This window comes from Shewanella sp. KX20019 (assembly GCF_016757755.1).
In the GTDB taxonomy this organism is placed as follows: domain Bacteria; phylum Pseudomonadota; class Gammaproteobacteria; order Enterobacterales; family Shewanellaceae; genus Shewanella.
In genome coordinates this window covers 120,246-135,210 of the sequence record NZ_CP068437.1, presented here as the reverse complement: position 1 = coordinate 135,210, position 14,965 = coordinate 120,246, and the positions used below count along the sequence as shown (strand labels likewise).

At 44.3% G+C, this 14,965-nt stretch carries 12 protein-coding genes; 1 reads left to right on the top strand and 11 read right to left on the bottom strand.

Annotation, left to right across the window (positions count from 1 at the left end):
* The first annotated feature begins 205 nt into the window (after positions 1–205).
* Positions 206–373 carry a hypothetical protein gene (locus JK628_RS00570; RefSeq protein ID WP_237524100.1) on the top strand — a complete coding sequence of 56 codons (168 nt, stop codon included), beginning with the start codon at positions 206–208 and terminating at the stop codon, positions 371–373.
* An 89-nt stretch (positions 374–462) separates the two neighbouring features.
* Here the strand turns inward: JK628_RS00570 and JK628_RS00565 are convergent, their stop codons facing one another.
* The 11 genes from JK628_RS00565 to JK628_RS00515 all read right to left on the bottom strand — a co-directional run bounded on the left by JK628_RS00565 (position 463) and on the right by JK628_RS00515 (position 14,964).
* Positions 463–2,442, bottom strand: coding sequence for a hypothetical protein (locus JK628_RS00565; protein WP_202287355.1), 1,980 nt, complete (start codon positions 2,440–2,442; stop codon positions 463–465).
* 133 nt (positions 2,443–2,575) lie between these two features.
* Positions 2,576–3,904: a coproporphyrinogen III oxidase family protein gene (locus tag JK628_RS00560; RefSeq protein WP_202287354.1), complete on the bottom strand. Its 1,329-nt coding sequence runs from the start codon at positions 3,902–3,904 to the stop codon at positions 2,576–2,578.
* Between the two features lie 280 nt (positions 3,905–4,184).
* Positions 4,185–5,168: a formate dehydrogenase subunit gamma gene (locus JK628_RS00555; protein WP_202287353.1), complete on the bottom strand. Its 984-nt coding sequence runs from the start codon at positions 5,166–5,168 to the stop codon at positions 4,185–4,187.
* 81 nt (positions 5,169–5,249) lie between these two features.
* Positions 5,250–5,819 carry a formate dehydrogenase FDH3 subunit beta gene (gene fdh3B, locus JK628_RS00550; protein ID WP_202287352.1) on the bottom strand — a complete coding sequence of 190 codons (570 nt, stop codon included), beginning with the start codon at positions 5,817–5,819 and terminating at the stop codon, positions 5,250–5,252.
* Between the two features lie 29 nt (positions 5,820–5,848).
* Entirely contained in the window at positions 5,849–8,704 is a 2,856-nt protein-coding gene (locus JK628_RS00545; RefSeq protein WP_202287351.1) for a formate dehydrogenase subunit alpha, read from the bottom strand.
* An 18-nt stretch (positions 8,705–8,722) separates the two neighbouring features.
* A complete protein-coding gene (locus JK628_RS00540; protein WP_020914969.1) occupies positions 8,723–8,920 on the bottom strand; it encodes a twin-arginine translocation signal domain-containing protein in 198 nt (65 codons plus the stop codon).
* Positions 8,921–9,385: 465 nt separating this feature from the next.
* Positions 9,386–10,396: a formate dehydrogenase subunit gamma gene (locus JK628_RS00535; RefSeq protein ID WP_202287350.1), complete on the bottom strand. Its 1,011-nt coding sequence runs from the start codon at positions 10,394–10,396 to the stop codon at positions 9,386–9,388.
* Positions 10,397–10,446: 50 nt separating this feature from the next.
* Positions 10,447–11,034: a formate dehydrogenase FDH3 subunit beta gene (fdh3B, locus tag JK628_RS00530; protein WP_202287349.1), complete on the bottom strand. Its 588-nt coding sequence runs from the start codon at positions 11,032–11,034 to the stop codon at positions 10,447–10,449.
* A 26-nt stretch (positions 11,035–11,060) separates the two neighbouring features.
* On the bottom strand, positions 11,061–13,910 hold the full coding sequence (locus JK628_RS00525) for a formate dehydrogenase subunit alpha (RefSeq protein WP_202289637.1): 2,850 nt from the start codon (positions 13,908–13,910) through the stop codon (positions 11,061–11,063).
* 35 nt (positions 13,911–13,945) lie between these two features.
* Positions 13,946–14,143, bottom strand: coding sequence for a twin-arginine translocation signal domain-containing protein (locus JK628_RS00520; RefSeq protein ID WP_202287348.1), 198 nt, complete (start codon positions 14,141–14,143; stop codon positions 13,946–13,948).
* A gap of 155 nt (positions 14,144–14,298) precedes the next feature.
* Positions 14,299–14,964 carry a TorD/DmsD family molecular chaperone gene (locus JK628_RS00515; protein ID WP_202287347.1) on the bottom strand — a complete coding sequence of 222 codons (666 nt, stop codon included), beginning with the start codon at positions 14,962–14,964 and terminating at the stop codon, positions 14,299–14,301.
* Position 14,965 lies beyond the last annotated feature (1 nt).

The following is a 14,965-nucleotide window of genomic DNA, read 5'->3' as shown; positions in this document are numbered from 1 at the left end:
GAGACATAGCAACACTTTAAACCAGGACATTATAAGCCATCAGTATTATCTCTCTGAAAAAACTAACAATAATGACCGATAAATCTTTAATGGCTTTGTCGACATTTTGGCTATACTTAAAATAGTTGCACAGTCACTGTTTGACTGGGTATATCATGGCCACATCCCAACGAAATAGGATAGTTGAATGGACTCAATTATTAGTATGGATGAACTCACGGAGTTCCAAGAATCGCTCGAAACTCGCCTCGAACGTTATAAAGCCTGTCTTTATGAATTTGAAAAAATGCAATATACCGATACATATATCCTACAGATCAGAGAAGATATTGTTCGCTTAGAGAGGATGATTTCTCGTCAAGCTGTGAGCTGAGTCCCTGACTCACTTCATTTAGCTTTGATTACAAAAAACGGCAACCCTAGTTGCCGTTAATAGTGACTTTGACATAGAGCTTGTATGGTTTAATTTAGTTTCGCAGAAGAGTTAAATCTTATCAGGCCTTTGAGAATTGGGTTTACGTTCTCGCAGCTTTGCTGGAAATTAACGGCTAGTTTTTTAACATTACTATTACCATCGTATACCAGCTCCATCACCTCAAAACTACCAAGGCTATTATTACAACCTCTCCCATTCCCAGTAAAGCTTAAACCTGGCACCAAAGGTGCTTGGAATGGATATCGAGTTGCATCTTCATATTTTTTCACCTCCAGCTTCTCGCCTTGTGGTGCAGCTATATTTAAGGTCCACCACGTGTCACCGTCAATTCTGACACCAATATGGTCTTCGTTAGTCCATTCGTTACGAGTGACTGTGAATAACGCTTGAGAATCATCCCAAGTCATTGTTTTTCCGCTACCAATATAATCACCTATAGGGCTCACGAAGTGCATTAATGTGTTTGAAGGTGTGAAGTAAGTAACATTAATATCCGTAGACACTTCATAGCCTTTACCATTACTTAACTCCAAACGTAATAAAATATCCTCAGCATAATCATTTGGAGCAGAAAACGATGTCTTTGCCGCATTTTCATCCGTGAAATTTATGCCTATGTCATTCACATCTATCCATTTAAAACTGAGTGCCAGTCCGTCATTCATAATACTTGCAGACGCATCAAGAACTGGATAATCGTTCTCTTGATATAAACCCATTCCAACATCGTATTCAAGCACCAGTGCATCATTAATATGGATGCTGTTAATGGTTTCAACCCAACTCAGGGTCCCTTGAATACTCTCTACTTGAAAGGATTTTAAATGGTAGATTTCACCCACTTTTAAAGGCGTCTCAGGTGTTAAATAGACTATCGCCCCTGAAGTGGTAACAACTGCAGGCACAATTGCATACGGCCATTCTGAAGTTTCGAAACTAGCTTGATAACTCCCTTCTTTAACAGGCCTAGACATTAAAGCTCTAAACGTGCCGCCACTCACAGGAAAATCTTCCGTCTGATTTGCGTCTAAAAGACCAACAAAAGCAAAGTTGTCAGAACGGTAACTCTGTAAGTAACCCTGATTTTCACTTCCTGAAAACCACCATAAAGAGCCTTCTACCGCCTGATCCCACGAAACTAAATAGCTATCGCTACCAGACTCCACATTAAATGAATCAGAATTGGTCACAAAATTACTACTCACTTCGACTGAATCAGCTTCTGAAGTGAATACCTTTACTTTACCTGCGTGTGGATACTCACCAAAATGGCCAATTAAATTCTCTGTCACCTGAAATGAATACTTCATATTGGCCTCAGACGCCTCAAGTGTACCCATGCCAGAAATTGCGTAAGTAGCATCAGAGAACTGCTCTAAACGCGTAAATGACGAATTAGAAAAGATTAATTGTTGAGTATCATCTTGATCGAAAGTCAATGAAACAGAACCTAAATCTTTAACCGTCATCTGATTAGACATAGCCAGCTTTTGATTATTGAATTGAAGCACACCTTGGAATTCAAACTCACTGTCACCATCAAACACAACACTCGATACGTCAATTTCACCCAAGGTTTCACTGTGTGAAATGTTGGTAGTGACTATTTTTACCTTCGCTAGCCCATTCAACGTGCTATCTACAGCAGATACATAGCAATCGCGATATTCAACACTGACTTCATCAAAATCAGTTAGAGTTTGGCTGCTATCTTTATCTTCAATAGTTCTGACATATAGACCACCATTGCTACAACTTTTCTCAACACCAAGCTCTGCAAACGTAGCAGAATCAATAATGCCATCAGCTAGTGAGCCTACTTGGATAAAACTTTCTACCGTTGAGAATGCTAAAGCGGCGGAAGAAACCGAATTGTCAGTAACTGAAAAACCTGTTTCTATCGGGGCGGGAGGCGGACTTTCTGGAGGGGTGCTTGAATCAGAGCCACCACACGCCGTTAATAGTACCAAAGCACTTAATACAAATCCTTTTGAAGCCTGACTCATGAATCTTTATCCTTAGAACAAATAAAACTAAAGTATTATAATTAAACATATTAACCTAGTTTTATTTGTTAAAGAATAGTTTCAGAAAAACATTTTAGCCGAAATTTACACCAATACTCATCACTTACTATAATTACATATCACTTTCTTTTAGTGGTTTACGCAGTTGAGCTCGGACGTTGTCCATTCCAGAGTAAAACTCTTTCATCATCAACAACCCCATCATTTTGCCGTTATCAGTAACGATCAAATTGTCACGATCCAGCGGGTCATTTTTGATAGCGCCGATGGCCTTCATAGAGGTCATCTCTTTAAATAGTGCGGTATCAAGGTTGACACCAAACGTCTCACGGAAGTACTTACGCGATAAACGCCCTGAGAACATCCCTAGCAGGAAGCGATACTGCATCACCTCTTTACGACCGTAGTTCTTTTGCTGATCGACGCCCATATGACCACTTCCAATTCGCTGTTGATACTTCTTCAGCGAGAAGGTGTTCACATAAAGCGTGTCATCTAAGAAACTGAATGAGCCAGAACCTACGCCTAAATACTCGTCGTAGTCGATAACATACTCATCAAAACCTTCATTGTTTGTTTTACCAAATGCCCAAGCGGAAAGCTGATTGTATTGGCCATTTAGACTGTTCAAAATCTGACGATATTGACGCACCATGTCACCATGTGGCGCAGCCAACTTACCTTTTACGCTCTTACGTGTTTGATGCGTGATCATCAGCGGGTAAGTGGTGATTTGACGTGGGTCTAGCTTCGCCGCCATATCTAAGTCATGCTGAATAACTTCATCGGTTTGGCCACGGAAACCAAATATAAGATCGACGTTAATGATCGGAAACAGCTCTTTAGCCGCCATGATCTTATCGAATGTCTGCTGACCAGTACCGAACTTTTCGATCCGGTCTGTCATGGTCAAAATGTCATCGTTAAAGCTTTGCACACCAATCGACATTCTATCAACCAAGCCCTCAAGCTGCTTAAAACCAGGACTATCTAGATGTTGTGGATCTGACTCACACGACACCTCTTTGATACTCGGAAATAGCTTTTTAGCATGTTCAATTGTGCGAGCCAATTCATCTTCTAAAACCGTTGTCGTACCACCACCGATATACATCGACTCAAAGTCATAACCGAGGTTTTTCACCATATCCATCTCTTTACGCAAAGAAACGAAATAGCTGCGCGCCTTATCTTCTTTAAACAAAAAACGATGGAAAGTACAGTATGAACACAAGGTATGACAAAAAGGCACATGCGCATAAAGCATGTATTTCTTACCTTCAATTGGGTTTGGCATCATCTCTGCTGAAACCGTATCGAGCCTTAGATTGCGATCGACATAGAACTGCATCACCTTTTCCATGCTACTAATCATCCAATCAGGGGTGGTGATATTGGCATTATAAGGTTGGGCACTATCGGGCAAAATAATTGAAGACATAAAGATTCCTATCAAAGATGGCTGTTCAAAAAATAAAAAGAGATGTCGCGAATTGAACTAGCGGAGAGCAAAATTAACACTTTAAATCACCGTAAAACGTGATTTGGTTATAACTTAGCGTTTCCTATCAAGGAAATGTAGAGCAATTTGTTAAGTAAGTCATGTTTTAGCAAAGGTGCATAAATTGTACAACGGGGCTATTTTCCCTCTATATAAAAAAACACCTCAGTGAATAGATCAGCTGAGGTGTTTGCAGTTCAAGCCTTAGATACTAAAGAATTTATTCTTTGTATTTAAGGGTTCCATTCTCTTTGATCTCATCGAACCAAAGATTGTGGTGTTGGCTTGCCCAGGTCTCGTCACAGTAACCAGACACCATACATTCCATACCACCTTCAGACATAACCGTAGCCATAAAGATATGCACGATTGAGAAAGCAGTAATGATGATAGCGCTGACCGAGTGAAGTACTAATGCTATCAAGCTCAATGTGCGGCTAGGTTCGAACAAGTTCGGGAATAGTAGCAACATGCCTGATGCCGAGATCACTAGACCAAATACAGCAAAAGCCCAGAACCACAACTTCTCACCGGCGTTGGCAAAGCCAGCATCCGGATGCTTGCCTTTAAATGGACCGAAGTTGATGTAACCACCAACGACCATCATCCATTTTACATCATACATCTTCGGTAGCTGATTTTTAGCCCAAAGCGCTGTCATTAATGCCCAACCAATCATGAACGGGATCGCCATGATGTCGTGCACTTGCTTGGCAGCGTAGACTAAGTTCGACCATAAACCTTCACCGATATACGGCTGGAAGAAGAATCGTCCTGCTAATAGTGTAAGACCCGTCAATATCAGTAGCAGGCATGGAATAGCGCCTAACCAGTGAATAGACACGTCAAACTTAGACCAGCGATAGACTAACTTGCCTGAGAAACCGCCGTGCAGCTTCGAGATACCGTTCACTTTAATAAACAGTACAAAGATAATGATCATGCCGAATAGAGCAGCCATTAACGCAGGTGCTAATAGGTCACTACGCAGCTCAAGTACACGTAGGTCATACGTATTGATTGGCTGAGCATGGAACTCACTTGTTGACGTTGTATAACCCTCTGCACCCGCTTTAAGCTGTGACCAAATTTGGCCATTGTTAGCTTGTGCGTCGTGCTCGTGTTCTGCACCGTCATGAGCAAAAGCGGTCACACTGAATAACAATGCAATCGCAATACCTATGTGTTTAAACCATTTGTTCATAATACGTCCTCTGTTACTCCCTGTCGGCCCAACTAAATGAGCCGACAAGCAGTATGTTTGGCAGTAATCAACCTAAGTTAATTAGCCCCAAATTGCGTTTTTAGAACCACGGTATGCAACACGCTCACGGAAGATTGAAGAAACAATCTCAGCATCACCCGCTAGTAGCGATTTAGTTGCACACAGCTCAGCACACATAGGTAGCTTGCCTTCTGCAACACGGTTAGCACCGTATTTCTGACGCTCTGCGTCAGAATGGTTCTCTTCAGGACCACCAGCACAGAAAGTACACTTGTCCATCTTACCGCGAGCACCAAAAGCGCCGCCTTGAGGGAACTGAGGCGCACCAAATGGGCAAGCGTATAAGCAGTAACCACAACCGATACAAGTATCTTTGTCGTGTAGCACGATGCCATCTTCTGTCTTGTAGAAACAGTTTGCTGGGCAAACAGCCATACAAGGTGCATCACTACAGTGCATACAAGCGATAGAGATTGAGGCTTCGCCCTTCTCACCATCGTTGATAGTCACTACGCGACGACGTTGGATTCCCCACTCAAGAGCAGAGTCGTTTTCGTTCTTACATGCTGTGACACAACCGTTACACTCGATGCAGCGCTTGGTATCACATAAAAATTTCATTGTAGCCATTTTGGCAATTCTCCTAGCTAATTCTGCTATTACGCTTTAACAATCTGACAAAGCGATGCCTTGGTTTCTTGCATCTGAGTCACAGGGTCATAACCATAAGTCAATGCAGTGTTAGCTGATTCACCGATAACGTAAGGAACAGTGCCTTCAGGGTAGTTAGCTGCAAGACTTTCACCATGCATCTCACCCGCAAAGTGGTAAGGCATCCAAGTGACACCAGGCTTAACGCGTGGAGTGACCATAGCCTTGATCTTAATACGACCACCTTCAGCACCCTCTAGCCATACTGTGTCGCCATCGCGAATTGCGCGATCAGCCGCATCAGCAGGGTTCATTTCAACAAACATCTCTTGTTGAAGTTCAGCCAACCAAGGGTTTGAACGAGACTCTTCACCACCACCTTCATACTCTACTAGACGACCAGAAGTCAGACCTAGCGGATACTTAGCCGCAGTGTCTTTCTCTTGAATTGACTTGTACAGCGTCGGTAGACGATGAACTTGCATGTCATCATATGTTGGATACTTAGACACAAGATCACGACGTGGCGTATAAAGCGGCTCACGGTGAACAGGTACTGCATCAGGGAATGTCCAAACGATACAACGGGCTTTAGCGTTACCGTATGGAATACAACCGTGCTTCATAGCCACACGTTGGATACCACCAGATAGATCGGTCTTCCAGTTTTTACCTTCAGCTTCTGCTTTTTCTTCAGCTGTTAGTTCATCCCACCAGCCTAATTGCTTAAGCATGGCAGCAGTGAATTCTGGGTAACCGTCTTGGATTTCAGAGCCAACTGAGTAGCTGCCTTCTGCCAATAGGTTTTCACCTTTATATTCAACACCAAAACGAGCACGGAAGTTACCGCCACCCTCAAGCACATGCTTGTGTGTGTTATAAAGAATTTGTGTACCAGGATGCTTCTGCTCTGGAGTACCCCAACATGGCCAAGGTAGACCATAGGTATCGCCTTTAGCAGGACCGCCAACAGCTTCAAGTGTCTTGTTGCTGAACGTACCCCAGTTTTGAGTATGTAGCTTCAAACGCTCTGGGCTTTGACCTGACATACCAATTGTCCACATACCGCGGTTAATTTCGCGAGTAATGTCTTCGATAACCATCACGTCATTTTCGTCTTTAGCGATACGCTTAGTGAACTCATCAGCAAAACCAAGCTTTTGAGATAGACGGTACATGATTTCAAGATCGGTCTTAGATTCGAATAATGGCTCGATAACCTTCTGGCGCCACTGCTGACTACGGCCAGAGTTAGACACAGAACCTTCAGTCTCAAACTGAGTTGCAGCTGGAAGAAGGTAAACACCATTTTGACGACGGTGCATAACACCAGCCATAGTTGGGAAAGGATCCACAACAACAACCGTGTCCATTTTATCAAGTGCATCACGAACATCGCGCTGACGAGTTTCAGTGTTAACTGATTGTCCCCAGAAGAATGCCATGCGAACGCGATCTTTCTGCGCTAGTTTTTCAGGCGTTTCTAACACACCGTCATGCCAGCGAGAACAAGGAATACCAGGAGTATTCATTGGGATGCGGCCTAAGTAAGAGTTTTGATCGAAGCGATTCTTAACCCAATCAAAATCAAGATCCCAAACGTGGCTCCAATGCTTCCAAGAACCTGTCTTAAGACCGTAATAACCAGGTAGCGTATCGAACAGTAGACCTAAGTCAGTCGCGCCCTGTACGTTATCGTGTCCACGGAAGATGTTTGTTCCGCCGCCTTTAACGCCCATGTTACCTAGAGCAAGCTGAAGGATACAGTAAGCACGAGTGTTTGCATTACCCACGTGATGCTGAGTACCACCCATACACCAAACAACAGTACCTGGACGGTTATCTGCCATCATTTTCGCAGCTTGGTATACTTCTTCTTCGCTACATCCAGTGATGTGCGCGACTTCTTTTGGTGGGAACTTCTTCGCTTCTTCGCGAATTGATTCCATCTCGAAAACACGCTCTTGAATGAACGTCTTATCTTCCCAACCATTTTCGAAGATGTGCCAAAGCATACCGTAGATGAATGGAATATCAGTACCAGGACGTAGACCACAATGTAGGTCAGCGTGTGCTGCTGTACGAGAGAAGCGTGGATCAACAACGATAATCTTTGCGTTGTTTCTCTCTTTCGCGATCATGATATGCTGCATTGCAACTGGATGCGCTTCAGCCGGGTTAGACCCGATGAAGAAGATTGCATTTGCATTCTGGATATCGTTGAAAGAGTTAGTTTGCGCACCGTAACCCCAAGTGTTTGCAACACCGGCTACTGTGGTAGAGTGACAAATACGTGCAGAGTGGTCGACGTTGTTCGTGCCCCACATTGCCGCAAATTTACGATACATGTAGCAGCCTTCGTTCGAGAACTTAGCACTACCCATAAAGTAAAGTGAATCTGGACCAGATTCCTTACGGATATCTAGCATCTGGTCGCCAACTTCGTTTAAAGCTTGCTCCCAAGATAGTTTCTTCCACTTACCATCAACCAATTTCATTGGGTACTTAAGACGCTTCTCACCGTGACCATGTTCACGTAGTGCAGCACCTTTAGCGCAATGTCCACCCGCATTGAATGGGTGATCGAAAGCTGGCTCTTGACCTGTCCATACGCCATTTTGTACTTCTGCGTATAAACCACAACCGACAGCACAAGCACTACATACAGTACGCTTGATCTCAGTAGGTGCATTATGTGGCACATCTTTGGCTTCTGCTCTACGCATCATGCCTGTACCCAACAAAGAAACTGCTGCAATACCACCTGAAGTGATACCTGCTTGCTTCATAAATTGACGACGGCTAATACCTAGAGTTTTTTTCTCTGCTGTAGGTGCCGCGTTGGATTTGCGAGTTAATTGCATCGCTTAAATTCTCCTAAACTAGCCGCGTAAGCTATTGTAATAACTGCGAATGTGAGCAGTCTCTTGATAGCCATTAGCACTCTTAGTGCTGACATTGTTTTCACTTGCTTGAGCTACACTCACGCCTGTTGCGGCGATTGCGACACCTGCGGTGCCACCAATGGTGAGCGCTTTCAGCAAAGATCTGCGGTTCAGATCAGGCTGTTGCTTCTTCATGTTTACTCCTGGTAGAACGGAATACTCTGGTTATATAAAACAAGGTGTTTTTATCTTTGCCACGCCAACCGTGTTAACGGTATGTAAAGAGCGGTATGAAAAATATGGACTACATTCATCGATAGAAAACACCCAACAAATTGCCTGCACAATATAAAGAAAATAGTACTCATAAAAGTTGATCTAAACGGGGTAAAAATCACGCCTAAGTGCAGATTTTGTTAGAAGTGTTAAGCAGAACATGTTTGTCAAAAAGGTAATGATATTTACTGTTTAAAAACGCACATTAACATTCCGAAGAATGTTAAATAATATGTAACAACTACAGTACGTTATTTAAGAAAAACGTGGTGATAATGATTATTAATTAGCGTGAATTAATACGATATTTAACAGGGTGAAATTATGGAGGTAAATACAAAAACGCCCCGATAAATATCGAGGCGTTTTTAGGAAATAAAACGACTAGTCTTTATAGACGATAGTATCGTTCTCTTTTATTTCATCATACCAAACGTTGTGGTGCTGAGAAGCCCAGTTTTCATCGCAATAACCAGATACCATGCACTCCATACCACCTTCACTTAATACTGTCGCCATCCAAATATGTACGATAGTAAACGCGATGATGATAATGGCACTAACGGCGTGAATTAACAGCGCAGCCATAGAGGCTTCACGGGGTAGATCCAAACCTGGCAATACCAGCATTAAACCTGAAGCGGCAATAAACAGACCGAATATTGTTAAGGTCCAGAACCACATTTTTTCACCAGCGTTAGCGAAACCACTGTCTGGATGCTTACCTTTAAACGGGCCAAAGTTGATATAACCACCTACCACAAGGAACCATTTAAGATCGTACATCTTGAAGGTCTGCATCGGCATCCACTTAACAACACATAAGACCCAAGACACAATAAAGATTGGTCCGACCCAGTCGTGAATGAACTTACTACCATAAATCAGACTAGCCCAAAGGCCCTCTCCGATATAAGGTTGCAGCACATGTTTGCCTAACATGATGTTTAGACCGGTGAAGATCAACACCATACAAGATGATGCCAATACCCAATGGATCCATAAGTCAGCCTTTGTCCAGCGAAGTACCATTTTCCCAGAAAAACCCTTACTTAACTTTGAAGGACCATTCACTAGATAGAAGAATAGAAACGCCACAAATACACCGACAACAGCAATCCCCATCACAGGAGTTAAATACTGATTTCTTACATCTTTACCTTGATTACCAGCAACGTTAATCAATACACCTGGCTCAATACCTTGAGCTGTTGTAAAACCTGAGTCGCCTGCTTTAACCGCGCGCCAAAGATCAGCATCACTGGTTTTACCCGCTTGCTGCTGACTCGATTGATCATCCGTAGCTATTGCTGACGTGCTAAATCCCAACCCCATGGCAAATACCAAAGGGATAACCAGCATTGCGAACAAGCTGCGCAGTGATTTCATATACATATTCACTCCTTAATTGGGTTATGCACCAAGGCGCATAACCCTATTCAGCCCTAGCCAGTCGTTGGGGTATAGCCCCATATTGCGCCAGGATTTCCTCTAGCAGCAATACGATCACGGTAGATATCAGATACTACGCCAGCATCACCCGCTAACAGTGCTTTAGTTGAACAAAGCTCTGCACACATAGGTAACTTGCCTTCGGCGATACGGTTAGCACCATACTTCTGGCGCTCAGCATCTGAATGAGTCTCTTCTGGGCCACCGGCACAGAAAGTACACTTATCCATTTTGCCGCGACTACCAAATGCTGTCTTCTGCGGGAACTGAGGCGCTCCGAAAGGACAAGCATAGAAGCAGTAACCACAACCGATACAGGTATCTTTATTGTGTAATACAATGCCGTCTTCAGTGCGGTAGAAGCAATCTGCTGGGCAGACTGCCATACAAGGGGCGTCAGTACAGTGCATACAGGCCACTGAGATTGACGCTTCACCCGGCTCACCATCATTGATAGTGACTACGCGACGACGTTGAATGCCCCACTCTAGCGCGGCATCGTTTTCGTTTTTACATGCTGTGACGCAACCGTTACACTCGATGCAGCGTTTGGTGTCACATAAGAATTTCATGACTGCCATAATGGCTTATCTCCTCATCAAGTTAATTAGGCTTTGCTGATCTGACACAAGCTAGACTTAGTCTCTTGCATCTGAGTTACCACGTCATACCCATAAGTCATTACTGTATTGGCGGATTCGCCAATAACGTAAGGGACTGTTCCTTCTGGGTAGTTCTTCTCAAGGCTCTTACCTTCGAATACACCCGCAAAGTGGTATGGCATGAAACATTCGCCAGCGATAACTCGTGGAGTTACCATCGCCTTAACTGTGATTTTTGCCCCTTCAGGGCTGTGAACGAACACATCATCACCATCTCGTAAACCGCGATCAGCTGCATCAGCAGGGTTGATCTCGATAAACATCTCTTGCTGAAGTTCGGCAAGCCATGGATTTGAACGCGTCTCTTCACCACCACCTTCGTACTCCACCAAACGGCCCGTTGTTACGGCTAATGGGAAGTCTTTAGCAAAGTCCTTATCCTGAATTGACTTGTACAGGGTAGGAAGACGAGCAACCATACGATCTTCGTAAGTTGGGTATTTAGCAACCAAATCACGTCGTGGTGTATAAAGTGGCTCACGGTGCAGTGGAATATCATCTGGGAAGTTCCACACTACGCAACGCGCTTTTGCATTACCGTAAGGGATACAACCGTGCTTGATAGCGACACGCTGAATACCGCCAGAAATATCGGTTTTCCAGTTCTTGCCTTCAGCAGCAGCTTTCTCTTCAGCCGTTAGATCATCCCACCAGCCAAGCTGTTTAAGCATCTTGTCGGTAAACTCTGGATAACCGTCTTGGATTTCACTACCTTTCGAGTAAGAACCTTCAGCCAAGATGTTAACGCCATTATGCTCTACACCATAACGGGCACGGAAGTTACCACCACCGTTCTTAACTTCGCGGCCAGTGCGGTACAAGATTTGCGAGCCAGGATGTTTCATCTCTGGCGTACCCCAACAAGGCCAAGGTAACCCGTAGGTTTCGCCTTTAGCTGGACCACCTGGTGCTTCAAGCGATTTAATATCGAATGTGCCCCAGTTCTCTTGGTGCATTTTTAAGCGCTCAGGACTTTGACCTGTGTAGCCAATGGTCCACATACCGCGGTTGAATTCACGGGTCATATCTTCAATCAACGGTTCATCACCATTGACTTTAATATGCTTACAGAACTCACCTTCAATACCCCATTTCTTCGCTAACTTGTACATGATCACATGATCAGGCTTAGATTCGAATAGTGGTTCAATAACCTGTGTACGCCACTGCAATGAGCGGTTAGATGCCGATACAGATCCGTAAGTCTCAAACTGAGTGGCTGCTGGTAATAAATAAACACCATCAGAACGCTCATGCATGACACCCGCCATTGTAGGATATGGATCTACAACAACCACGGTATCCATCTTATTCAGTGCTTCACGCACTTCACGGCCACGGGTTTCAGTGTTGACAGATTGTCCCCAGAAGAATGACATGCGAATGTTATCTTTCTGGGCAATCTTTGACTTATCTTCAAGTACACCGTCATGCCAACGTGAGCATGGGATACCCGTTGAGGTCATCGGATCTTGGCCTAAACGTTTCTCTTGATCGAAGCGGTTCTTAACCCACTCGTAATCTAGATCCCAAACATTACACCAGTGCTTCCAAGAACCCGTCTTCAAGCCGTAATAACCCGGCAGAGTATCGAACAATAGACCGAAGTCAGTTGCACCCTGTACGTTATCGTGACCACGGAAAATGTTAGTTCCACCACCCGGAACACCCATGTTACCAAGGGCTAACTGAAGGATGCAGTATGAACGCGTATTCGCGTTACCCACGTGATGCTGAGTACCACCCATACACCAAACAACTGTACCAGGCTTGGTTTCAGCTAAAAGCTTAGCCACACGGTACATCTGCGCTTTAGGCACACCGACAACATGTTCGACTTCGGCAGGGTCATATTTCTTCACCTCTTCACGGATACGTTCCATTCCGTAAACACGTTGAGAGATAAAGCTTTCATCTTCCCAGCCATTCTCAAAAATATGCCATAACAGACCATAGATGAAAGGGATATCCGTACCTGGACGAATATGCACGTACTCATCAGACTTAGCTGCGGTACGGGTGAATCGAGGGTCGACAACGATAATTTTCGCGCCGCGCTCTTTACCTTCCAAAATATGTTGCATCGCAACAGGATGTGCTTCGCTAGGGTTAGAGCCGATAAACATCATGGCTTTAGAGTTGCGAATATCGTTAAAAGAGTTGGTTTGCGCACCATAGCCCCAAGTGTTTGCAACACCGGCTACAGTGGTAGAGTGACAAATACGCGCTGAGTGGTCGACATTATTCGTGCCCCACATTGCTGCAAATTTGCGGTACATATAAGCTTGTTCATTAGAGAACTTTGCACTACCCATGAAGAATACTGAATCTGGACCAGACTCTTTACGGATATCGAGGGCTTTTTGGCCGACTTCTTCGATGGCTTGATCCCATGAAAGACGCTTCCATTTTCCGCCTTCAAGCTTCATTGGGTATTTAAGACGCTTGGCACCGTGACCATGTTCACGCAGAGCGGCACCTTTTGCACAGTGGCCACCAGCATTAAACGGATGGTCAAATGCAGGCTCTTGACCTGTCCACACACCGTTTTGTACTTCGGCGTAGATACCGCAACCGACTGAACAGTGAGAACAGATAGTACGTTTAATTTCAGTTGGGGCGCTATGGGGTACATCTTTAGCTTCTGCTTTACGCATCATTCCTGCGCCAAGCATTGATGCCGCGGCAATACCACCCGTCGCGAGACTCGCGGACTTGAGGAATTGACGGCGGTTTAAACCTAAGACAGCCTTGGAGCTAGTGGCTGCTTGGTCTGTTTTGCGGGTTAATCGCATCACACACTCTCCTTTAATTATTGACTACGAAACGCTTATTTACTGCGTAACGAGGCGTAATAACTACGAACATGATCGGACTCTTGGTAGCCATCGCCTTTTGCAGCGGGGGCAACTTCAGGTGTCGCAGCCATCGCTTGACCACTGGCTGTCGCCACAACGCCTGCGGCGCTGCCGATAGCCAATGCCTTAAGCAGTTGACGACGACCCATGTCGGAAGCTTGCTTCTTCATAGTGTCTCCTTTGGTTTTACTGATATTGAGATGATTGATTTAAATAAAGCTAAACCTATCACTCGATTGATATAGGGATTGCTCCCTGTTTTTTGTCTATGCCTGCCAAGAAACTTGCTTAGCAGGCATAAATACTGCTTTCACTCGCAAGTTACTTAAGAAGCTAACTCGTTAGTGCTTGGTTCAATCTTTTCCGCTTCACTACCTGGGCAGTTAACTGGAATATTTAAACTTAACTGTTCAAATTCATTGGCTTCAATAACAAAAAATGCTTTTGCTAACTCCGCTACCGTGGCATAAAATGCCGCACTTGGTGTTTTGGCTAACGTGTCGCAGAAACGTGCGATCCAGCTACCCATATGACGCTGATAGAAAGCTAGCTGACGGTAACCTGGTGCTTCAAGGATCAAGGTACCCATTACTTCGCATAAAGCAGCAACATGATCTTCTGGCTCTTTAACTTCCTCTTCACGCTCGAAACCAAGCTGCATTAGGTCATTACGTAACAAGGCTAATGGTTTATCCATTAGTGAACCTGTCATAAACCAGCTGCCATAAGGTAAGATCTCACCGCTACCGACACCGAGGAAGATATTAAAATACTCATCCTCAAGCTGCTCGGAGGTAAACTGCTCAGCCGCTAACTTGAGTCCAACCCAAGCTTTGGTCATATCGCTACCGTCATTGGCATCAATCTCTAAGCCTGCTAGGAACTGCAATAATTCGGTGCTAGGCTGGCGACGTAATAGCGCAGCAAAAAGCTGATAAATATCCGCTCTCAACTGATCATTTTCTGAAACTTCTCTTACTAATTCGGTCATG